At 72.3% G+C, this 20,910-nt stretch carries 17 protein-coding genes and 1 pseudogene; 12 read left to right on the top strand and 6 right to left on the bottom strand.

Translation table 11 applies throughout. The annotated features are described in order from the left end of the window. Nucleotides 1-2: 2 nt before the first annotated feature. The 4 genes and pseudogenes from ACIF8S_RS18615 to ACIF8S_RS18600 all read left to right on the top strand — a co-directional run bounded on the left by ACIF8S_RS18615 (nt 3) and on the right by ACIF8S_RS18600 (nt 6,139). A complete protein-coding gene (locus ACIF8S_RS18615) occupies nt 3-1,655 on the top strand; it encodes an amidohydrolase (RefSeq protein WP_400000129.1) in 1,653 nt (550 codons plus the stop codon). Nucleotides 1,656-1,770: 115 nt separating this feature from the next. Next, nucleotides 1,771-2,931, top strand: coding sequence for a hypothetical protein (locus ACIF8S_RS18610; RefSeq protein ID WP_400000128.1), 1,161 nt, complete (start codon nt 1,771-1,773; stop codon nt 2,929-2,931). A gap of 154 nt (nt 2,932-3,085) precedes the next feature. Further along, nucleotides 3,086-3,298: pseudogene (locus ACIF8S_RS18605) on the top strand (hypothetical protein); the annotation flags it as partial. Between the two features lie 897 nt (nt 3,299-4,195). Next, nucleotides 4,196-6,139, top strand: a complete 1,944-nt coding sequence (locus ACIF8S_RS18600) for a BTAD domain-containing putative transcriptional regulator (RefSeq protein WP_400000127.1) — start codon at nt 4,196-4,198, stop codon at nt 6,137-6,139. A gap of 36 nt (nt 6,140-6,175) precedes the next feature. Here ACIF8S_RS18600 and ACIF8S_RS18595 read toward each other — a convergent pair whose 3' ends face one another. Continuing rightward, on the bottom strand, nt 6,176-7,876 hold the full coding sequence (locus tag ACIF8S_RS18595; protein WP_400000126.1) for a bifunctional 3'-5' exonuclease/DNA polymerase: 1,701 nt from the start codon (nt 7,874-7,876) through the stop codon (nt 6,176-6,178). Nucleotides 7,877-7,939: 63 nt separating this feature from the next. Continuing rightward, nucleotides 7,940-8,689, bottom strand: a complete 750-nt coding sequence (locus ACIF8S_RS18590) for a Clp protease N-terminal domain-containing protein (protein ID WP_400000125.1) — start codon at nt 8,687-8,689, stop codon at nt 7,940-7,942. 88 nt (nt 8,690-8,777) lie between these two features. On the opposite strand from ACIF8S_RS18590, the gene ACIF8S_RS18585 reads away from it, so the two are divergent. Beyond that, nucleotides 8,778-9,893, top strand: coding sequence for a DUF2786 domain-containing protein (locus tag ACIF8S_RS18585; protein WP_400000124.1), 1,116 nt, complete (start codon nt 8,778-8,780; stop codon nt 9,891-9,893). 66 nt (nt 9,894-9,959) lie between these two features. Here ACIF8S_RS18585 and ACIF8S_RS18580 read toward each other — a convergent pair whose 3' ends face one another. Beyond that, the gene (locus ACIF8S_RS18580) at nt 9,960-10,526 is read right to left on the bottom strand and encodes a hypothetical protein (protein ID WP_400000123.1); all 567 of its coding nucleotides are present in this window, start codon (nt 10,524-10,526) and stop codon (nt 9,960-9,962) included. Nucleotides 10,527-10,904: 378 nt separating this feature from the next. Here ACIF8S_RS18580 and ACIF8S_RS18575 point away from each other — a divergent pair, with 378 nt between their 5' ends. After that, nucleotides 10,905-11,189 carry a DUF397 domain-containing protein gene (locus ACIF8S_RS18575; protein WP_145829282.1) on the top strand — a complete coding sequence of 95 codons (285 nt, stop codon included), beginning with the start codon at nt 10,905-10,907 and terminating at the stop codon, nt 11,187-11,189. 124 nt (nt 11,190-11,313) lie between these two features. On the opposite strand, the gene ACIF8S_RS18570 is transcribed toward ACIF8S_RS18575, so the two are convergent. Next, nucleotides 11,314-11,823: an ATP-binding protein gene (locus ACIF8S_RS18570; protein ID WP_400000122.1), complete on the bottom strand. Its 510-nt coding sequence runs from the start codon at nt 11,821-11,823 to the stop codon at nt 11,314-11,316. Between the two features lie 386 nt (nt 11,824-12,209). Between ACIF8S_RS18570 and ACIF8S_RS18565 the strand changes: the two genes are divergently transcribed. From ACIF8S_RS18565 to ACIF8S_RS18545, 5 genes are all read left to right on the top strand, one after another. Further along, nucleotides 12,210-13,034 (top strand): helix-turn-helix domain-containing protein, encoded by an 825-nt coding sequence (locus ACIF8S_RS18565; RefSeq protein WP_400000369.1) that lies wholly within the window; start codon nt 12,210-12,212, stop codon nt 13,032-13,034. A 124-nt stretch (nt 13,035-13,158) separates the two neighbouring features. Then, the gene (locus tag ACIF8S_RS18560) at nt 13,159-14,619 is read left to right on the top strand and encodes an aldehyde dehydrogenase family protein (RefSeq protein WP_400000121.1); all 1,461 of its coding nucleotides are present in this window, start codon (nt 13,159-13,161) and stop codon (nt 14,617-14,619) included. Between the two features lie 82 nt (nt 14,620-14,701). Next, nucleotides 14,702-15,343: a PadR family transcriptional regulator gene (locus ACIF8S_RS18555; protein WP_400000120.1), complete on the top strand. Its 642-nt coding sequence runs from the start codon at nt 14,702-14,704 to the stop codon at nt 15,341-15,343. 74 nt (nt 15,344-15,417) lie between these two features. Beyond that, nucleotides 15,418-16,389: an ATP-binding cassette domain-containing protein gene (locus ACIF8S_RS18550; RefSeq protein WP_400000119.1), complete on the top strand. Its 972-nt coding sequence runs from the start codon at nt 15,418-15,420 to the stop codon at nt 16,387-16,389. 35 nt (nt 16,390-16,424) lie between these two features. Then, nucleotides 16,425-17,153, top strand: coding sequence for an ABC transporter permease (locus ACIF8S_RS18545; RefSeq protein WP_400000368.1), 729 nt, complete (start codon nt 16,425-16,427; stop codon nt 17,151-17,153). A 42-nt stretch (nt 17,154-17,195) separates the two neighbouring features. Here the strand turns inward: ACIF8S_RS18545 and ACIF8S_RS18540 are convergent, their stop codons facing one another. Next, nucleotides 17,196-18,605: a glutamate decarboxylase gene (locus tag ACIF8S_RS18540; protein ID WP_400000118.1), complete on the bottom strand. Its 1,410-nt coding sequence runs from the start codon at nt 18,603-18,605 to the stop codon at nt 17,196-17,198. 61 nt (nt 18,606-18,666) lie between these two features. Then, on the bottom strand, nt 18,667-19,953 hold the full coding sequence (locus ACIF8S_RS18535; protein WP_400000117.1) for an ion channel protein: 1,287 nt from the start codon (nt 19,951-19,953) through the stop codon (nt 18,667-18,669). Between the two features lie 101 nt (nt 19,954-20,054). Between ACIF8S_RS18535 and ACIF8S_RS18530 the strand changes: the two genes are divergently transcribed. After that, the gene (locus tag ACIF8S_RS18530; protein ID WP_400000116.1) at nt 20,055-20,816 is read left to right on the top strand and encodes a MerR family transcriptional regulator; all 762 of its coding nucleotides are present in this window, start codon (nt 20,055-20,057) and stop codon (nt 20,814-20,816) included. The last annotated feature ends 94 nt before the right edge of the window (nt 20,817-20,910 follow it).

The following is a 20,910-nucleotide window of genomic DNA, read 5'->3' as shown; positions in this document are numbered from 1 at the left end:
TGATGGACATCGTTCTCACGGGCGGCCGGGTGCTTGGTCACGACCACGCGGACACCATCGTCCTGCGCGAGGACCGCGTGCTCGCGACCGGCTCGGCCCGGGACGTGCTCAACGTGGTGGGCGAGGACGCCCAAGTAGTGCGTACCGAGGGCCGGTTGGTCATGCCCGGCTTCCAGGACGCCCATGTGCATCCGATGGCGGCCGGACTGCTCGAGTCCTGGTGCGACCTCAGCGACTCCGCCGGCCTCGACGACGCGCTGATGCGAGTCGGTGCGTACGCCCGGCGGCACCCGGATCTTCCGTGGGTCGTCGGGGGCGGCCTCACCTCGGCGTTCCTGCCCCATGGCACACCAGTGGCCGAACTGCTCGACGCGGTCGTGCCGGACCGGCCCGTTCATCTCCTGGGCTCGGACCTGCACGACGCGTGCGTGAACAGCGCGGCTCTGGCTCGGGCCGGTGTCAGTGCGCACACGCCGGACCCGCCGTTCGGCACCATCGGCAGGGGCCTCGGCGGCCGGCCGACGGGCCTGCTGCACGAGGCGGCGGCCGAACTGGTGGGCCGGCACGTCCCCCCGCCGGACCGGGCGGCGCAGGAGAACGCGCTGCTCACGGCCCACCGTCTACTGCACCGGCACGGCATCACCGCATGGCAGGACGCCCTGGTCGGCCCCTACCTCGGCCTGCCCGACCCGCTCCCCGCCTACCTGCGGCTGGCCGGCCGGGGCGAGGTGACCGGCGCCGTGTCGCTGGCTCTGTGGTGGGACCCGCGCCGCGGGCCCGAGCAGATCGAGGACCTGCGGGAACGTCGAGCGCAGGCCCGCGCCGTGGGGCTTCCCGCCGATCATGTGAAGATCATGCAGGACGGCATCTGCGAGAACGGCTGGGCGGCACTGCTCTCGCCGTATCTCGACAGATCCGTCACCCCGCCCGGCCGACTGGACGCCACGGAGCTGAGTGAGGCCGTGACCGCGCTGGTCCGGGCGGAGTTCTCCGTGCACTTCCACGCCGTGGGGGACAGGGCGGTGCGCGAGTGCCTCGACGCCGTCGAGGCGGCCGGCTGCTCCTCGGGGCAGCGGCACCACATCGCCCACGTACAACTCGTCGACGACGCCGACCTGCCCAGGTTCGCCGAGCTCGACGTGACGGCGAACGTGCAGCCGCTGTGGGCGGCGGAGATCCCGCACATGCGAGAGGCGTACGAGCCGATGCTCGGCCCCCGCCGAGTGGATCGGCAGTACCCCTTCGCCGGTCTGACGCGGGCCGGCGCACGGCTGGCGGCCGGCAGCGACTGGCCCGTCAGCAGTCCGAACCCGCTCTGGGGCGCCTACGTCGCGGCCACCCGGCTGCCGGCTCTGGCCAGCGCCCCCTGGATGGGACCGGACTACCGGCCCGATCCGTTCAATCCGCAGGAGCGGATCGGCCTGCCGGAGATCCTCCGTGCGTACACGGCCGGCTCGGGCCATCTGCACCTGCGTCCGGCCACCCTGGCGCCGGGTTCCCCTGCCGACGTCGTGGTCCTCGACGTCGATGTGCTGCGGGAGGGGCCGGACGCCTTGTGCGAGGCGCAGGTGGACCTCGCGATCGCCGGCGGCCTGCCCGTGCACGACCGGCTGGGCGAGGCGGAAGCAACGCCGGTGGGCGCGCGGGGCCGCTGAGCGGTCGAACAGTACGAAGAACTCCCTGACTTGACGCGATGAGTCCGTCCTGCCGGGCGCCGCTCGCTCTGAGCGCTGCTCCGCGGGACCGTACATCTGGAGAGGAAAAGCAGTCATGACGACGTCTCAACTCAGTGTCGTTCCGTCCCCCATGGCCGGCGTCAGCACCCGGGTCGAGGGGTGGCATTGCGGGCTGGTCACCCCGGAAATCGTCTGGAAGGGAGTGATCGGTGCCGTGCGCGCCGTCATGGCGGGCGACGACCAGCGCGAGTTGATCAAGATCACCGTGGGCGGCGACGTGCTCTCCGACCATGCCCTGATGCCGGCTCCGGACGGCAGCGAGTCGCCGGACGAGTGGTTGACCAGGATGCAGCAGAAGTTCGGCGCGGAGACCCCGATTCTGCTCTACGCGCGAGAACTGCCCTCGCACGAGAGGAGTCTGTTCGACCTGCTGGTGTCCGCCTTTGGCCGCCCGGTTTTCGAGGGGCACGGGCTGGTCCGCGGAAACATAGACATCGAGGTGTTCCTGGGCGAGTACCGCGCCACCCCTGGCGGCATACACCGCGAGCAGTGCGGCAACAGCCACTTCGTGCTCCAGGGGCGCAAGTACATGCATTTCTGGCACGGCGAGGACTGGATCCCCAAGACCGCCGACTGGCGGGCGGCCGAGGGCGACAACGCCATCGACCCGGAGGAGTACCTGCCCTCCCTGCAGGTGCCCGAGGTGGTCGACCGCGGCACGTCACTGATCGCCTCAGCCGGTGAGTTCTTCACCTGGGACCCTGGCACCTGGCATGTGGCCGAGACGGTCGGCCCGGCCTTCGCCGTCAACATCGCGCGCTACACGAGGTCCTTCGTTCCCGGGGAGGGGACCTATCCCTTCGTCGCGGAGCCCGACGGCCGGGTGAGCACCGAGTGGCTCGAGGGCTACCGTGACTTCCTCGGTGGCGAGGCCGACCTGGCCTCGACGCTGGCCTCCGCCTCCGCCTACGGCCTCGCGGGGGCGGATCCGGAGCACAAGGAGACCGTTGATCCGCGCCGGGTGGCGATCTCCAGCCATGCGCGCCGCCTGTGGCACGAGTCGCAGGGCTCCGTGCAGGTGGCCGCCCACGGGAGGAGCGGCGTCTTTCCCGCCTCCGTACTGCCCTGGCTGGTCGGTCTCGCCGACCTGCCGTACGACGCGGAATGCGACGTGCCCGACGACCCGGACACCCGGGCTCTCGCCCGGTTCCTGGTGGAGAACCACTCCTTGCGAGCTGTCCAGGGCTTCAAGTAAAGCCGGGCGGCCGGGCCCTGGTGCGAGGTCTGGCCGAGGCGGCCGGTGCGGAAACGAAGGGGACCGTGCGGCTCTGAAGTCGCACCCCCCGGGGAGTTCGCGTCCTGCTGGTCGGAGACAGGTGGCGGATTGCCTCGCTGGGTACAGATCCTCTGTGATCACCAAACGCGACGATGCGACCCGTGGGCTGACGCGCGAGGAACTGCTCGCGCTGCCTGCAGCCGTGGACCTGGAGACGGCGAACCGTGCGCTGTCCCTCAGCCGTACTACGGGGTATGACCTTGCCAAGCGCGGCCGGTATCCGTGCACGGTCCTGCGGCTCGGCAACGCCTACCGGATCGTCACCGCCGATCTCCTCAAACTACTCCACATCGACGTACGGGAGCCCGCGGGTGTCGACGAGCCGACGGCTGTCATGCCCGAGGCGGAAGGAAGCCGCCCTCCGTCGACCTGCTGTTGTTGCTGTGGGTGCCGCTGTGCTCGTCGGCGTCAGGCGTGTGGGTGGGAAGACCACGGATGATGGCGATCGGTCTCGTATGTGGGATCTCGACAAGCCGTGCGAGCATGGTGTCGCCACCGAGTTTGTAGGCCGGTTCATCGCCCTGCCGAAGGGACGGGAGCGCAAGGGGAGCGCGGACGCCTGTGGACGGTGCGACACGGCGTAAGAGCAGCGGGACCGTGATCAGTGCCCTGATCTGCGGAAACTGGACCTGATGCGATCGCGGGGCACGACTCGTCATGATCGATATCGCCCTCGTAATGCGTAGGTCGCGGGTTCGAATCCCGAAGGCGGCTCCACTGAAACCCCAGCTCGGAGAGCATCCGACCTGGGGTTTTGTCGTTCCGTAGGGCGGCAGGCGTCGGGCGCTCGCATCTTGGGCGGATGGCGCGACTGCGTGGCATCGTCTTCGACTGCCCGGCCCGCGGGCGACGGTTGTTCCGCCATGCATCGATGCTCGACGCCACGCCCCCGTCATACCTTGACGACCTCGACGGCCGGTCCGCGGAGCGGGCTCAAGTCGTCCACGTGCCCGAGGGTGGCGGTCATCGGGAAAAGAACGAGGCCCCGGTCGTTCACCTCTGGCGACCGGGGGTCCTCGTGGGTCGGATCGGGCCGCGGCGGCGACACTCCCCCGAGTTGCGCGGCTGACGCGCGCACCCCCGGGCCGGATCCGATGTAGTGATCACATCAAACCTTGCCAACGGATGGCTAACATGTGGCCAATGGATTCCCGTTCGGTCACCCGGAAGGCAGTGGTGCGGCGTGACACGGCGCGGGCTGCGTTTCGGACTGCTCGGAACACCCGTCCTCTACGACGGTGAGCGGGCCGGCGAGCAGGGTGACGCCCCGGTGCTCACCGTGACCGGGCCCAAGCTGCGCACCCTGCTGGCCGTCCTGTTGCTCGACGCCGGGCGGGTCGTCTCCGTCGAGGCGCTGAAGGAGGCCCTGTGGGGCGCCACGCCGCCCCTCTCGGCGCTGCCCTCGCTGCACAACCACGTGGCCCGGCTGCGGCGGCTGCTCGACGAGCCGGACCGGCTGGTCACCGTCCCCACCGGGTACGTGCTCCGCGTCGACGAGGGCGAGCTGGACGTCCAGGTCTTCGACGCCCACACCGCCGCCGCCCGCGCCGCCTACGTCGAGGGTGACTGGGAGCGGGTGCGCTTCGCCTGCCAGGGCGCGCTCGCGCTGTGGCGGGGGAGTCCGCTGGCCGGGCTGCCGCAGGAGGTGGGCGGGTACGCCCTGGTGCGGCGGCTGGAGGAGGCGCGGCTGCTCCTCCTGGAGTGGCGCCACGACGCCGAACTCGCCCTGGGCGGTGACCATCTCGCCGACCTCCTCCCCGAACTGGCGGCGCTGGCCGCCGAACATCCGCTGCGGGAGGCGTACCACCGGCAGCTGATGCTCGCCCTGCACCGCACCGGCCGTCAGGTGGAGGCCCTCGTGGTCCACCGCGATCTGCGCGCCCGCCTGGCCGACGAACTCGGTGTCGAGCCGGGGCGGGGGGTCCGCGAGGCCCACGTGGAGGTGCTGCGGGGGAGCGTGGCCCGGCCACGGCGGCCGGACCGTTCGGATCGCTCAGACCCCTCGGATCGCTCCGATCGCTCGGATGCGCCGGGCGACGGTGAGGGCATCGGGCGGGTGCGACCCGCTCAACTTCCGCCCTCACCCGCCTATTTCACCGGCAGGACCGAGGTGCGGGCGGGCATGCGGCAGGTGCTCGCCGGTGCGTCGGGCACGAGCGGGGGTGCCGCCGTCGTCGTCCTCAGCGGGACCGCCGGGGTCGGCAAGAGCGCCCTCGCGCTCCACGCCGCCCATACCCTGGCGGAACGTTTCAGCAGTGGTCAGCTGTACGTCGCCCTCCAGGGCTCGGTACCCGGTACCGCGCCCCTGACCGCCGCCCAGGCGCTCACCGTGCTTCTGCGTGACCTCGGTGTCTCACCCTGCGACATCCCCGAACACCCGGAAGCCGCGTCCGCGTTGCTGCGGTCCCTGCTCGCACCCACCCGCACGCTCCTGGTGCTCGACGACGCCGCGAGCGCCGCCCAGGTACGCCCGCTGCTGCCGGCGGGAGGCGGCTGTGCCGTGATCGTCACCAGCCGCTCACCCCTCACCGCCCTCGACGGCGTGGCGCGCTTCCCCCTCGGTCCGCTGACCGGCGAGGAGAGCGCCGAGCTGCTCCGCGCCGCCTCCGGGCGGGACGGCCTGTCCGCCGGCCATCCGCTGGTCGCGCTCACCGGGCGCCTTCCGCTGGCGCTGCGGGTGGCCGCGGCCCGGCTCGCCGCGCGCGCGGCCCTCACCCCGGACGTGCTCGCCGCGCAACTGGAGGCGGCCGGCAGCAGGTTGTCCCACCTGGAGTACGACGACCTCAGCGTCCGCCGCTCGCTGGCCGTCACCCACGACGCGCTCGCCGCCTCCGAGCGCCGCGTCGACCGGGACGCGGCCCTCGCCCTGTGCCACCTCGGCGCCCAGGACCTGCCGTCCTGCACCGCCCCGGTGCTGGCGCGGCTCGCCGGAATCGACGAGACCCGGGCCGAGGCGGCGCTGGACCGGCTCGTGGACGTGGCCCTGCTGGAGGAGACCGCGTACGGGCACTACGTGCCGTACGAGCTGGTCCGTGACTTCGCCCGTGAACGCGCGGCGGGAGCCGCGGCGCCCGGGGCCGAGAGCGACGACGGGGCAAGGGACGGGAACGGGGACGGTCAGGTCTGACAGCCGCGGCCGGTCAGGTCTGACAGCGGCGGCCGGTCACTTCGCGTCGGCGTAGCACTCCACCACCGCCGTGCCGAACGGGAACCGCACCGGCGTCTCGCCGAAGGCGATCCTGCCCGCCGCGTCGGCCGACCCGCGGATCGCCGCCACCACCGCTTCCGCCTCCTCCTCGGGGCAGTGGACGATCACCTCGTCGTGCTGGAAGAACACCAGCTCGGCCGCCATCCCGGTCAGCGCCTGGCGTAGTCCCGCGAGCAGCAGCAGCGCCCAGTCGGCCGCGCTGCCCTGGACCACGAAGTTACGGGCGAAGCGGCCGCGGGCGCGGGCGTCGGTCGAGGCGTACCCGGGGACCCACACACGGGCGTCGGAGGCGCGGTCCTCGTCCCCGGCCGGTCCGACCGGGATGCCCGCCTCCTCCGTCGCGTCGTCGGTCGTCCGGGCGGCCGGAGGGCAGGTGCGGCCCAGCCACGTCCGCACCAGCCGGCCCTCCTCGCCCGCGCGGGCGGCCTCGTCGACGTACGCGACGGCCTTGGGGAAGCGGCGGCGCAGCGCGGCGAGGTTCTTCAGGCCGTCGCCGGAGGTCTGGCCGTAGACCGCGCCGAGCACGGCGATCTTGGCGCGGTCACGGTCGCCGGAGAAGGCCCGCTCGGACACCGCCTGGTAGAGGTCGCTCTCGCGCCCGGCCACCTCCATCAGCCCGGGGTCGCGGGAGATGGCCGCCAGCACCCGCGGCTCCATCTGGTCGGCGTCGGCGACGACGAGCCGCCAGCCGGGGTCGGCGACGGCCGCGCGGCGGATCACCTTGGGGATCTGCAGGGCGCCCCCGCCGTTGGTCACCCAGCGGCCGGTCACCGTGCCGCCGGCGAGGAACTCCGGGCGGAAGCGGCCGTCACGCACCCAGTCCTGGAGCCAGGACCAGCCGTGGGCGACCCAGATCCGGTACAGCTTCTTGTACTCCAGGAGCGGCTCGACCGCGGGGTGGTCGACCGAGTGGAGTTCCCAGCGGCGGGTGGAGGTCACCTTGATCCCGGCCTGTGCGAACGCCTTGACCACGTCGGCCGGCAGGTCGGGCCGCACCCGGCGGCCGAAGGCGGTGGACACCTCGTCGGCCAGCTCGGCCAGCCGGCGCGGCTCACCCCCGCCCGCGTACCGCTCGCCGAGCAGGTCGTGCAGCAGCGCGCGGTGCACGTCGGCCCGCCAGGGCAGCCCCGCGCGGTTCATCTCGGCGGCGACCAGCGTGCCCGCGGACTCGGCGGCGGTCAGCAGCCGCATCCGGTCCGGATGCGCGGTGGCGTCGGTGCGCCGCTGCTGCTCCGCGTAGACCGCGAGCAGGTCGGCCAGCGGCAGCGGAGTCGCCTGCGGGTCGAACAGCGGGGACTGCGCGCCCGGTTCGGCGTGCCGCTGCGGCGGATCGGGCGGTACGGGGCCGCCGCGCAGCCGAGCCAGCGCGGCGGCGGCCGAGTGCGGCTCCCCGTACCGCCCCTCGTGGCCGAGGAGCAGGGTCTCGGCGGCCTGGATGTCGTAGGCCCGCTCCACCCGCACCCCCGTGGCGAGCAGACGCGGATACACCTCGGCGGTGGACCGCCACACCCACCGGGCCACGCCCGGCCGGCTCCGCACGGCTTCGGCGAGGTCCGCCTCGCGCCGCACCGGACCGGAGGGCAGCCCGCCCGGGCCGAGGGGGGCGACGTCCACGCCACCGTCCTCGGCCGGAGCGAGCGCCCAGCGGCCGGTCATGTACGCGAGTGTCGCAGGGAGGTCTGACAACGGCCTGGTGGGAGGCGTCGCCCAGCCCGACGGTCAGTCCTCCGGGGCCGGCTCCTCCTCCGTCTTCGTCTCGACGTACTGCGCGAGCATCTCGGCGAGGTACCGCTCGGTGGCGGCCTTGTCGACGCCGAGGCCGCTGAGCACCCCGGTGCCGTTCTCGTGCTCGAGGAGCGCGAGCAGGATGTGCTCGGTGCCGATGTAGTTGTGGCCGAGGCGGAGCGCCTCGCGGAACGTGAGCTCCAGGACCTTCTTGGCCGCCGGGCCGTACGGCACCAGCTCGGGGGCGTCCTCGACGGCCGCGGGCAGCGCGGCGCGGGCGGCCTCACGGACCGCGTCGACCGTGACGCCCTGCTCGGTGATCGCCTTGACGGCCAGGCCCTGAGGTTCGGCCAGCAGGCCGAGGACCAGGTGCTCGGGGAGGCCCTCGGCGTTGCGGGCGGCCTGGGCCTCGTTGTGGGCGGCCATGACCGTGTTGCGGGCGCGGGGGGTGTAGCGGTTGAAGCCCTGGCTCGGGTCGAGGTCGTTGCCCTCCTTCGGCACGAAGCGCTTCTGGGCGGCCTGCCGGGTGACGCCCATGCTCTTGCCGATGTCCGTCCAGGAGGCGCCGGAGCGCCGGGCCTGGTCGACGAAGTGGCCGATCAGGTGGTCGGCGACGTCACCGAGGTGCTCGCCGGCGAGCACCGCGTCCTGGAGCTGTTCGAGCGGTTCGTCGTGGACCGTCTTGATGGCCGCGATGAGGTCGTCGAGACGGACGGATGACTTGATGGCTTTGTTCGTCGTCATGGTGTCAACCGTAAGTTGACAGTGGAGGGGTGTCAACCCATGGTTGACACTTTCGGGTGACCTTCCGAGGCGTGGCACGATCGGCTGTGTGAGTACGTCCGGCACCGTCGACCGCGCCTTCCGTTCCGCCCTCTACGACACGGGCGACGACGCCCTGGACTCGGCTGCCTCGCTGCTCGCCGCCGACCCGGCCGCCGACGCCGAACTGGCGCGGCGTGGCCAGGAGTTCGTGGCGAGCGTCTGGCAGCGCGGCTGGCAGCCCGCCGATGTGGTCCGGGTGGTGCGCCGCGAACTGGAGGAGGTCCACGTACGCCTGGCCGCCTCCCTGATCCGGGCCCAGGCGCCGCGCGAGGACCGGCCGCGCGGGCCGCGCTGGAAGGCCCAGCTCGACGATTTGCCGGCGGACACCGGCCCGCGCGGCGACCGCTTCTCGTACGCCACCGCCGTCCTGGAGCTGTACCGCCTGCTGCTGCGGCTGCCCGCGCTGGAACCGCTGGACGACGTGACGGTGCCCGGCGGACGGGACCGGCGGCCCGAGTCGCGCGTGCTCGGGCGCATCCGGGCGCTGCTGGCGAAGGCGGAGGGGACGGGGTTCCCGGAGGAGGCGGAGGCGCTCAGCGCCAAGGCACAGGAACTGATGGCACGGCACAGCATCGACGAGGCGCTGCTCGCCACGCGGGCGCCCGCCGCCCGGACCCCGGACGCCTTCCGGATCGGCGTGGAGCCGCCGTACGAGCAGGCCAAGGCGGTGCTGCTGGACGCGGTCGCCACGGCGAACCACTGCCGGGCGGTGTGGAACGAACCGTTCGGATTCTCCACGGTGGTCGGCTTCGCCTCCGACCTGGAGGCGGTCGAGCTGCTGTACACCTCGCTGCTGGTTCAGGCGACCACCGCCATGACCAGGGCGGAGGCCGAGCAGCGCAAGGGCGGCCGCAAGCGGACCAAGACCTTCCGGCAGTCCTTCCTCGCCGCGTACGCGCACCGCGTGGGCGCGCGGCTCGCGGCGGCGGCCGAGGCGCAGGTGAGCGACGACCTGCTGCCCGTCCTGGCCTCGCGGGAGGTCGCGGTCACCGAGCGGACGGACCGGCTGTTCCCGCAGACGACCACCACGCGCCTGCGCGGCGTGAGTGACGCGGCGGGCTGGGAACAGGGCGCCCGCGCGGCGGACGAGGCGCAGGTGCGGGGGCGGCCGCGCCTGCCCTGAGCCCGCCGGGCCGCACGCGAGCCCGGAAGACGGCTGCCGGCCCCCGTCGAACCCGGTGAACGGGACCTAGGAGCCCAGGCCCTCCGTCGGCAGCCCCGGAGGCAGCGAGCCGCCCTCCGCCTTGGTGTACGTCTCCGTGCCCGCGCCGCCCGTCCAGGCGATCGTGAGGGACGTCGCGTCGACCGACTCCACCGTGCCCTTCGTGCGGTCCCCGTCGCCGGCCGGGCACTTCAGGCTGATCGAGCCGCCCCCGTCACTCTCCGTCGCAGTTCCGCTGCACACGGTGCCGCCCGTGGCGAACAGCGCCGCCTCCCCGCCGGTGACCATGAGGACCACCGCGTTGCCGTCCGCGGTGGTCAGCCAGCTGCCCTGAAGCCCCCCGGCCGGGGCCTCGCTCGCACCGGAGCCTCCCGTGCCGGCCCCGTCGTCCGGGGTCCGGGTGGCCGGCGGCGTGGAGGCGGACGGGGGGTCGTCCGAGCCGCCGTCGCCGCATGCCGTGAGGGTGAACGCGCCGGCCAGGCCCACGGCCGCGGCGGCGATCCGCGCGCGCCGGGAACGGGATCCGCGCCGTGTCCGCCCGTACGCCGCCGGACCGGCCCGGTCCGCCGCACCCACCGAAGCCTTCGAAGTCACTGTGAGCCCCCTCCCTGTAGCCGGCCCTGACGGCCGGACGACCGCAGCCAGCTAACAGGAACCGCCCGGTCACCGGCCAGACCCGCGTGACGGACCTCGCACCATCGGTGCCGGCTCACCGGAGACACGTCACCCACCTCCCACCAGAACGGCACACGAGGGAACACGAAGGCGCTCGATTGCGTCTTTGAAGCAGCGAGGTTCGGTAAAGCGTCCGTCAAAGCGGACATCGGGGGGCCGGTGGGGCTGTAATCGCGGGAACACCCCGCGTGCACGTGCATCTGCCCATGCATATGCAGGTGAACGGAGCTATGATCCGGGTCAGTTGACTACTGCATCAATGGCCACACCAGCCAGTGCACCAGCGGGGAGCGACCTGTGGACCACGACGTGTACGACGGTGACGGGCACGACGGTGCCGGCGCGTCCGGCGTGTACAACGGCATGGCGGCCACCCGGTTGGACGGTGTGGCCTGGCAGAAGAGCCGGCACAGCAACTCGCAGGGTTCCTGCGTGGAGTTCGCCCGGCTGCCGGGCGGGGACGTGGCGGTGCGCAACTCCCGTTTTCCCGAGGGGCCCGCGCTCGTCTACACGCGTGCGGAGATCGAGGCCATGCTGCTGGGTGTGAAGGACGGCGAGTTCGACCACCTGGTCGCGGGCTGACGTCGTCCGGGCGGCCGGAGTGCGGTGAAGACGACTGCCGCCCGGTGACCTCGTCCCGCGGGGGCCGGCCCCCGCATACGGTGACGCGCGTAGATTTGCCGCACGCATATGCGCCCGGAAGGGATCAGAGGCCGGGCGCCGGCCGGTCCGCCGCACTCGGGTGCCGGAACAGCGCCCACACCACCTTGCCGCTGAGCGCTCCCGCCAGCGGGTGCCAGCCCCAGCTGTCGCTGAACGAGTCGACCAGGAACAGCCCGCGTCCCGACTCGGCGGAGCAGTCGTCGGACAGGTCCTCGGGGTCCCGGGTGACCGGACTGTCGTCGCTCGGGTCGCGCACCGCGCACACCAGTCGCCCGGTCCACCGCATCAGGTGCAGCCGGACCGGCGGTTCCGGGGCGGCCGGCCGCGGGGCGCCGGCCGGCAGGGCGTGACGCAGGGCGTTGGTGACCAGTTCGGAGACCACCAGGCAGACGTCGTCGAACCGGTCGCCCATGTGCCACCGGTCGAGGGTCGCGCGGGTGAACTGCCGTGCCTCGCGCACCGCTTCGTACCGGGCGTGCAGGGCACAGGAGGCGGCGTCGGAGGCGGCCGCGAGGTTCAGCGGAGGAAGGCCCTGCCGTAACGGCTCGAGCATGGTCGATCCATTCGTCCCCATGCGAGGCACTCCCGAATTCGCGGTCGTAGCGAGGCGGCGGTGGTGCGGAGACCATGGTTTCGGATGCGTACAGCAGATGCAAGGGCAGATGCACGTGCAGCTGACCGAAATCAGCCCCACCGTACGGGTTTGTTGGCCAATTTTTCCGTCATCTCCTCGTTCCTTCCTGGCTGTTCTCTTCTCATCCCGTTGCGCTTCGCCGTCCGTCCCGTGCACCTTCCTGACCGGATCGCTCGACCGGTTTCCGTTTCCGTAACCGGTCGAGTACTGCTCGAAGTGTTTTAGTGGCAGACTGCGGGCCCGGAAGACCGTTGGGGAGGCTGTCGAACGTGAGCGCGGGAGAGCCGGGATCGGTGGTGCGGCGCATGCTGCTCGGATCACAACTCAGGCGACTGCGTGAGGCGCGGGGGATCACGCGCGAGGCCGCGGGCTACTCGATCCGCGCCTCGGAGTCGAAGATCAGCCGGATGGAGCTGGGCCGGGTGAGCTTCAAGACCAGGGATGTGGAAGACCTGCTGACGCTGTACGGCATCACGGACGAGCAGGAGCGGGCCTCGCTGGTCTCCCTCGCCAAGGAGGCCAACGTGGCGGGCTGGTGGCACAGTTACTCGGACGTCCTGCCCAGCTGGTTCCCCACCTACGTGGGCCTGGAGGGCGCGGCCTCGCTGCTGCGCGCCTACGAGGTGCAGTTCGTGCACGGTCTGCTGCAGACCGAGGAGTACGCCCGCGCGGTGGTGCGGCGTGGCATGAAGAGCGCGAGCGACGCCGACGTCGAACGACGGGTGGCGCTGCGCCTGGAGCGGCAGAAGTACCTGGTGTCGGAGAACGCCCCCGAGTTCCACGTCGTGCTCGACGAGGCGGCCCTGCGCCGGCCCTACGGCGACCGCGCGGTGATGCGCGGCCAGCTCCAGCACCTCATCGACATCTCCGAGCGGCCCAACATCCGCCTCCAGGTGGTGCCGTTCAGCCTCGGCGGCCACTCGGGAGAGTCCGGTGCGTTCACCATCCTCAGCTTCCCCGAGTCCGACCTGTCGGACGTCGTGTACCTGGAGCAGCTCACCAGTGCGCTGTACCTGGACAAGTCCGAGGACGTGGCCCAGTACGAGAAGGCGCTCAAGGAGCTGCAGCACGACAGCCCGGGTCCGGCGGAGAGCCGGGACATCCTCCGGGGGCTGCTGCAGCTGTCCTGAAGGCCGCCTGCGGCTGTCCTGACTGGCCCTTCAACTCCCGTGCGGCACAAGTACGATGACGTGTGATCACGCCCCGGTGTGCTGATCGTGTTTCTGCTGACGCAGCAAGGGATCGAGGGATCGCATGTCGTCGTACTTCACCGACCTGGCTCAGCAGTACATCGGCGGTGAGTGGCGCCCGGGCACCGGCTCCTGGGACATCATCGACTTCAACCCGTACGACGACGAGAAGCTCGCGTCGATCACCATCGCCACGGTCGACGAGGTCGACCAGGCGTACCGGTCGGCCGCCCGTGCGCAGAAGGAGTGGGGGGCCACCAACCCCTACGCCCGCCGCGCGGTGTTCGAGAAGGCGCTCCGGCTGGTCGAGGAGCGCGAGGAGGAGATAGCCGAGGCGATCGTCGCCGAGCTGGGCGGCACCCGCCTGAAAGCGGCCTTCGAGCTGCACCTCGCCAAGGAGTTCCTGCGCGAGTCGGTGCACCTGGCGCTGGCCCCCGAGGGCCGGATCATCCCCTCGCCGGTGGACGGCAAGGAGAACCGCGTCTACCGGGTACCGGTCGGCGTGGTGGGCGTGATCAGCCCGTTCAACTTCCCCTTCCTGCTGTCGCTGAAGTCGGTCGCCCCCGCGCTCGCGCTGGGCAACGGCGTGGTGCTCAAGCCGCACCAGAACACGCCGGTCGTCGGCGGCTCCCTGATCGGGAAGATCTTCGAGGACGCCGGACTGCCCGCCGGTCTGCTGAACGTCGTGATCACCGACATCGCGGAGATCGGTGACGCCTTCCTGGAGCACCCGGTCCCGAAGGTCATCTCCTTCACCGGCTCCGACCAGGTCGGCCGGCACGTGGCGACCGTGTGCGCCTCCCTCTTCAAGCGCGCGGTGCTGGAGCTGGGCGGCAACAGCGCGCTGGTCGTCCTCGACGACGCCGACGTGGACTACGCGGTCGACGCGGCCGTGTTCAGCCGGTACGTGCACCAGGGCCAGGTCTGCATGGCCGCCAACCGCATCCTGGTGGACCGCGCGGTGGCCGACGAGTTCACCGAGAAGTTCGTGGCCAAGGTCCGCTCCCTCAAGGCCGGCGACCCGCGCGACCCGGAGACCGTCATCGGCCCGGTGATCAACTCCCGTCAGGCGGACGCCCTCATGGGCGTCGTCGAGCAGGCCCTCGCCGAGGGCGGCACCGCCCTGGTGCACGGCGCCCGCCGCGAGAACCTGGTCGAGCCGTCCGTCGTCACCGGCCTGCCCGCGGACTCCGCCCTGCTGCGCCAGGAGGTCTTCGGCCCCGTCGCCTTCCTCGTCCCGTTCGAGGGCGAGGAGGAGGCCGTACGCATCGTGAACGACACCCCGTACGGGCTCAGCGGTGCCGTGCACACCGGGGACGTCGAGCGGGGCGTGCGGTTCGCCAGGCAGATCGACTCCGGGATGTTCCACGTCAACGACGCCACCGTGCACGACGAGCCGATCGTGCCGTTCGGCGGTGAGAAGCACTCCGGCGTCGGCCGGCTGAACGGCGACACCATGCTCGACGCCTTCACCACCACGAAGTGGATCTCGGTGCAGCACGGCCGCAGTGGTTTCCCGTTCTGAGCCGCACCTCCGCCCCGTACGCACCGCGTATCCCGTAGGCCCGCTCCCCGTCCCCGGCGGAGGCGGGCCTACGCTGGTCCGCATGTCAGTGATCCGTCTTCTCGTGCTCGGCGCGGTGCGCCAGCACGGGCGGGCCCACGGCTACCAGGTGCGCAACGACCTGGAGTACTGGGGCGCGCACGAGTGGTCCAACGCCAAGCCCGGGTCGATCTACCACGCGCTGAAGCAGATGGCCAAGCAGGGACTGCTGCGCGCGCACGAGACCGCACCCTCCACGGCGGGTGGCCCGCCGCGCACGGAGTACGAGGTCACCGAGCAGGGCACCGAGGAGTACTTCCGGCTGCTGCGGGAGGCGCTGACCTCCTACGACCAGAAGCCGGACGTGCTCTCGGCCGGGCTCGGCCTGATGGTCGACCTGGAGCGCGCGGAGGCCCTGGCCCTGCTGGAGCGGCGGCTGGCGTCGATCGGGGAGTGGCGCAAGGCCGTCACGGAGTACTACACGCCCGAGGGCGGCCCCGGTCAGCTCGGTCACATCGGCGAGATCATGGACTTCTGGGTGCACTCGGCGGACACCGGTGCCGCGTGGACCCGCGGCCTCGTCGAACGCATCCGGGGTGGCGCCTACACCTTCGCCGGCGAGGGCGAGCCGTTCGTCGGCGTGCTCGCCGAGGGCGAGGAGAACCCGTACGGGACGGGACAGCGGCATCCGGGGGATGTCGAGTAATCAAGTTTGACGAGTGAGGGGGCCGGGTATTACGGTCAGGGCGCTAGTCAAACTTGACTAATAAGGGGGCTTCAGTGTCCGACGCGGCGATCACCGTCGAGGAAGCACGCAAGACGTACCGGGGCGCCAAGGGCACCGGCACACCCGCACTGGACGGACTCGACCTCACCGTCGCCCGGGGCACGGTCCACGCGGTGCTCGGGCCGAACGGCGCGGGCAAGACCACCCTGGTGCGGGTCCTGTCCACCCTGCTGCGCCCCGACTCCGGCCGGGTCGTGGTGGCGGGGCACGACGTGGTCCGCGAGGCGTACGCGGTACGGCTGCGGATCGGCCTGCTCGGCCAGCACGCGGCACTCGACGAGGAACTCGGCGGCCGGCAGAACCTCGAACTGTTCGGCCGCCTCCACCACCTGGGCGCACGGCGGGCCCGCGCCCGGGCCGAGGAACTGCTGGAGCGCTTCGAGCTCTCCGGCACCGGAGCCAAGGCGGTGCGGCAGTACAGCGGCGGCATGCGGCGCCGGCTGGACCTCGCCGCCTCCCTGATCACCGAACCGGAGGTGCTCTTCCTGGACGAACCGACCACCGGACTCGACCCGCGCGGGCGCGCGGAGGTGTGGAGCGCGGTCCGCTCCCTGGTGGGCGGCGGGACGACGGTCCTGCTCACCACCCAGTACCTGGAGGAGGCCGACCAGCTGGCCGACCGCGTCTCGATGGTGGACTCCGGCCTGGTCGTCGCGGACGGCACGGTCGACGAGCTCAAGGCGGCCACCGGCGGCGACCGCATCGACGTCGTCCTGCGCGACGCCGGACAGCTGGACGCGGCCGCCGCCCTGCTGCCCGTGGAGCGGGAGGCGGTCACCGTGGACGCCGACCGGAGGCTGCTGAGCGCCCCCGTCACCGACCGCATGGCGGCCCTCGCCGCCGTGGTCCGCGCCCTGGACGGCGCCGGTGTCGAGGCCGAGGACATCGCCCTGCGCAGGCCCACCCTCGACGAGGTGTTCCTACGTCTGACCGGGCGCGACGAACGAGTGAAGGAGGCAGCGTGAGCAGCACGGCCTACGCACTGACCGACTCCTGGACCATGACCCGCAGGGAGCTGGCCCGCTGGGGCCGGCAGCCGGTCGCCGTGGTGGTGAACCTGGTCTTCCCGGTGATGCTGCTGCTGATGTTCGGCTACCTGGTCGGCGGCGGCCGGGGAGTCAGCGGCGAGTACCTCGACTTCCTGGTGCCGGGCATGCTCGCGCTCACCATGGCCTTCGGGCTGGAGGGCACGATGATCGCCGTCACCCAGGACATGAACAAGGGGGTTCTCGACCGCTTCCGGTCCATGCCGATGGCGGACGGCGCGGTACTGGTGGGCCGTTCCGCCGCCGACATGCTCCAGTCGGCGCTCGGCCTCGCGGTGCTGTTCGGCGTGGCCGCCGCGCTGGGCTGGCGCACCCACGGCGGACCGGCCGCGTTCCTGGGCGCGGTGGGGCTGCTCCTGCTGTTCCGGTTCGCGATGCTGTGGACCGGCATCCACCTGGCACTGGTGGCGGGCAAACCGGAGATGGTGCAGGCCGTGCAGATCCTGGTCTGGCCGGTCGGCTTCCTCTCCAACGCCTTCGCCACGCCCGAGTCCATGCCCGGCTGGCTGGCCACGGTCGTCGGGTGGAACCCGCTGTCCCACACGGCCACGGCCGTACGGGACCTGTTCGGCGGGCCCGGCGGGGAACCGGGGCACGTGGGGGCGGCGATCGCCTGGCCGCTCGTCCTGCTCGCGGTCTTCTTCCCGCTGGCGGTACGGCGGTTCGCGCGGCTCAGCCGCTGAGAGCGTGGTCCGGCTCCCGTGCGCGCGGGAGCCGGACCCCGGTCAGTGGTGGAACCCGGTCGCCGCGTTCCGGTCCCGGGTGAGCGGGTGCGGCTGGCGGCGCAGCTCCGGCAGCAGCCGGGTCAGGTCCTCGGCGAACAGGTCGGCGAGGTCCTCGGAGAAGCCGTTGCGGCACACCACCCGCAGCACCGCCAGGTCCTCACGGTTCGCCGGGAAGGTGTACGCGGGCACCAGCCAGCCGGTCTCCCGCAGCCGCCGGGCCACGTCGAAGACGTCGTAGGCCGTCACCTCCGGCGCGGTGGTGAAGGCGAACACCGGCAGCTCGTCGCCCCGGGTGAGCAGCCGGAAGTCGCCGAGCGCCTCGATCCGCGAGGACAGCCCCGTGGCCACGTCCCGCGCGGCCTGCTGCACCGCCCGGTAGCCCTCCCGGCCCAGGCGCAGGAACGAGTAGTACTGCGCCACGACCTGGGCGCCCGGGCGGGAGAAGTTCAGCGCGAAGGTGGGCAGGTCGCCGCCCAGGTAGTTCACCCGGAAGACCAGCTCCTCGGGCAGCGCCGTCGCGTCCCGCCACAGCACCCAGCCCACACCCGGGTACACCAGCCCGTACTTGTGCCCGGAGGTGTTGACGGACGCGACCCGCGGCAGGCGGAAGTCCCACTCCAGGTCCTCGTCGAGGAACGGCGCGATCATCGCCCCGGACGCCCCGTCGACATGCACGGGGACGTCCAGACCGGTGCGCTCCTGGAGGTCGTCCAGCGCCGCGCACAGCTCCGCGATCGGCTCGTAGGACCCGTCGAAGGTGGAGCCCAGGATGCCGACGACGCCGATGGTGTTCTCGTCGCACAGCTCGGCGGCCGCCGCCGGGTCGAGGTGGAACCGCTCGCCCTCCATGGGCACCTGACGGGGCTCCACCTCCCAGAAGGTGCAGAACTTGTCCCAGCAGACCTGCACGTTCACGCCCATCACGAGGTTGGGGCGGGCCTCGGGCGAGGGATACCGGCCGGCGTTGCGCAGCGACCAGCGCCGCTTGAGTGCCAGACCGGCCAGCATGCAGGCCTCGCTGGACCCGGTGGTCGAACAGCCCACGGCCTTGCCGGGGTCGGGCGCGTGCCACAGGTCGGCGAGCATCGACACGCAGCGCCGCTCCAGCTCGGCGGTGCGCGGGTACTCGTCCTTGTCGATCATGTTCTTGTCCCGGCACTCCGCCATCAGCAGCCCGGCCTCGGGCTCCATCCAGGTGGTGACGAAGGTGGCCAGGTTCAGCCGGGCGTTGCCGTCCAGCATCAGCTCGTCATGCACCAGCTGATACGCCGTCGACGGCGCCATCGGGTCGTCCGGGAGGCGGTGCTTGGGCGGCGCCTCGGTCATGCCCCCGACCGGGTTCGCCGGTCCGAGGAACGGGTTGACGGACAGCGGGCGCTCGCCGGCCGTCCGGCCTTGGTGCAGCGGCATGGGTCCTCCGTAGGGTGTCGGACGGCCCGGGCGCGGGCCGTTCGGGGCGGGAAGCGGACGGTCACCGGACCGCCGTCCCGTCCGCCCGCAACTGCATGTGCGGGCGGCCGGTGACGAGCAGCCAGGCGGGAAGGGTGGCCAGGCACAGCAGGGTGAGGATGCCGGTGTCGGCGACCAGCACGGCCGCGACGAACAGGCTGACCCAGCCCTGCCGGGTGACGGCCAGCAGCAGGCCCAGGACGCCCGCCGACACGCCGACCGCCGGGTGCACCGCCGGCACCAGCGCGTGGGCGCACAGCCCGAGCGCGGTCCCCGCGAACACCGCGGGGAAGATCCGGCCGCCGCGGAAACCGCTGCAGGTGGCGACGAGCAGCGCGGCCAGCTTCACCACCGTCATCGTGGCGAACTCGCCCGCCGTCCAGCCGTCCGGGTCACGGGCCAGCTCGGCGATCTCGTCGAGCCCCTTGAACAGCGTCAGATGCCCGCCGAGCGCCGCGAGTCCGCCCAGGACCACGCCGCCCGCCGGGAGCACCAGCATCGGGTGCCGCAGCCGCCGGAACGCCCGGTGGACGAAGGGGAAGGCGTACACGGCGCACATGCCGAGCAGCGCGCCCACCGGAGCCACCACGAGGGAAGCCAGCAGGTCGGCCCAGCCGGGCCGCCCGAACGGCGGCAGGTGCAGGTCGAAGCTCGGCTCGGACACCAGCGTGGTGGTGAGGGCGCCGGCCCCGGCGGCGGCCAGCGGGGCGAAGAGGCTGTCCCACAGCTGCCCCTTCACGCGCTGCCCCGCCAGCGCCTCGGAGATCACCAGCGCGGCGGCAACCGGCGTCCCGAACAGCGCGCCGATGGTCCCCGCCTCCGCCAGCGCCACCCACCCGCGCCGCGGCGCCCGGGGGAAGGCCCGGGTGCCGAGTCCGACGGCCAGCGCGACGTTCACCGCGATGATCGGGTTCTCCGGACCCAGGCTGGGCCCGCCGGCCAGGACGAACGCGGTCGCCAGCAGCAGCCCGGGCAGCACCGCGGGCGGCAGCACCGGCGCCTCCAGCCCGGTGGTCGCCGGATCGGGACCCGCGTGCCCGGGGACCTTCCACACCACCAGCCCGACCGCCACCCCCGTGGCGACGAGCACCGTGAACATCCACAGCACGGAGTACCGGCCGACGCCGACCGCGTCCGGCAGGGTCTGCCACAGCACGTCCTGCAGCTCCTCGGCCGCCGCGCTCACCCCGAGCAGGACCAGGCTCGTCACCACGCCCACCAGCAGCGCGGGCACGATGGTCGGCAGGAGGGTGCGTGCCGCGGTCGCCGGGGCGGCGGCGGGAGCCGACTGCGTGCTGTCCTGGGCCACGCGCACACGATAAGCGGGCGAAAGGGATAAACAGGGAACCTGCTTGCACCTCACGTGGCGTGAGGACCCAGGCTGGGGCGCGGAACGGAAGGGGAGCGGAAGTGAGCTACTCCGTAGGACAGGTGGCCGGATTCGCCGGTGTCACGGTGCGCACCCTGCACCACTACGACGCCATCGGCCTGCTGGTGCCGACCGAGCGCAGCCACGCGGGGCACCGCCGGTACGCCGACGCCGACCTCGACCGGCTGCAGCAGATCCTGTTCTACCGCGAACTCGGCTTCCCGCTGGAGGAGGTCGCCGCCCTGCTCGACGACCCGGACGCGGACCCGCGCGCGCACCTGCGCCGCCGGCACGACCTGCTGACCGCCCGGATCGAGAGGCTGCGGAAGATGGCGGCGGCCGTGGAACAGGCCATGGAGGCACGCACGATGGGGATCAACCTGACACCGGAGGAGAAGTTCGAGGTCTTCGGGGACTTCGACCCCGACCAGTACCAGGAGGAGGTCCAGGCGCGCTGGGGCGACACCGACGCCTACCGCCAGTCGCGGGAGCGGACGGCCTCCTACACCAAGGAGGACTGGCAGCGGATCCAGGACGAGGCCGACGAGCTGACCCGCCGGTTCGTCGCCCTGATGGAGGCCGGCGAGCCCGCCGACTCCGAGGCCGCGATGGACGCGGCCGAGGAGCACCGCCAGGGCATCTCCCGCAACCACTACGACTGCGGCCACGAGATGCACACCTGCCTGGGTGAGATGTACGTCGCCGACGAGCGGTTCACGCGGAACATCGACCAGGCCAGGCCCGGTCTGGCCGCGTACATGCGGGACGCGATCCTCGCCAACGCGCTGCGGCACACCGCCTGAGTGGTGGGGGGCCCGGCCCCCCCCGGCCCCCCCCCCCGCCCGCCCCCCCCCCCCCCCCCCGGCCCCGGGCCCCCCCCCCGGCCCCCGGCCGCCC

This window comes from Streptomyces sp. NPDC085937 (assembly GCF_044540535.1).
Classification (GTDB): Bacteria; Actinomycetota; Actinomycetes; order Streptomycetales; family Streptomycetaceae; genus Streptomyces.
The sequence above is the reverse complement of the archived record's forward strand: the minus strand, read 5'-3'. Positions and strand labels throughout refer to the sequence as shown.

Bases quoted from the DNA above. Each gene is read 5' to 3' on its own strand.
- ACIF8S_RS18555 (WP_400000120.1), top strand. From the start codon at position 14,702: ATGTCAGTGATCCGTCTTCTCGTGCTCGGCGCGGTGCGCCAGCACGGG.
- ACIF8S_RS18560 (WP_400000121.1), top strand. From the start codon at position 13,159: ATGTCGTCGTACTTCACCGACCTGGCTCAGCAGTACATCGGCGGTGAG.
- ACIF8S_RS18595 (WP_400000126.1), bottom strand. From the start codon at position 7,876: ATGACCGGCCGCTGGGCGCTCGCTCCGGCCGAGGACGGTGGCGTGGAC.
- ACIF8S_RS18565 (WP_400000369.1), top strand. From the start codon at position 12,210: ATGCTGCTCGGATCACAACTCAGGCGACTGCGTGAGGCGCGGGGGATC.
- ACIF8S_RS18570 (WP_400000122.1), bottom strand. From the start codon at position 11,823: ATGCTCGAGCCGTTACGGCAGGGCCTTCCTCCGCTGAACCTCGCGGCC.
- ACIF8S_RS18540 (WP_400000118.1), bottom strand. From the start codon at position 18,605: ATGCCGCTGCACCAAGGCCGGACGGCCGGCGAGCGCCCGCTGTCCGTC.
- ACIF8S_RS18615 (WP_400000129.1), top strand. From the start codon at position 3: ATGGACATCGTTCTCACGGGCGGCCGGGTGCTTGGTCACGACCACGCG.
- ACIF8S_RS18610 (WP_400000128.1), top strand. From the start codon at position 1,771: ATGACGACGTCTCAACTCAGTGTCGTTCCGTCCCCCATGGCCGGCGTC.
- ACIF8S_RS18590 (WP_400000125.1), bottom strand. From the start codon at position 8,689: ATGACGACGAACAAAGCCATCAAGTCATCCGTCCGTCTCGACGACCTC.
- ACIF8S_RS18545 (WP_400000368.1), top strand. From the start codon at position 16,425: ATGACCCGCAGGGAGCTGGCCCGCTGGGGCCGGCAGCCGGTCGCCGTG.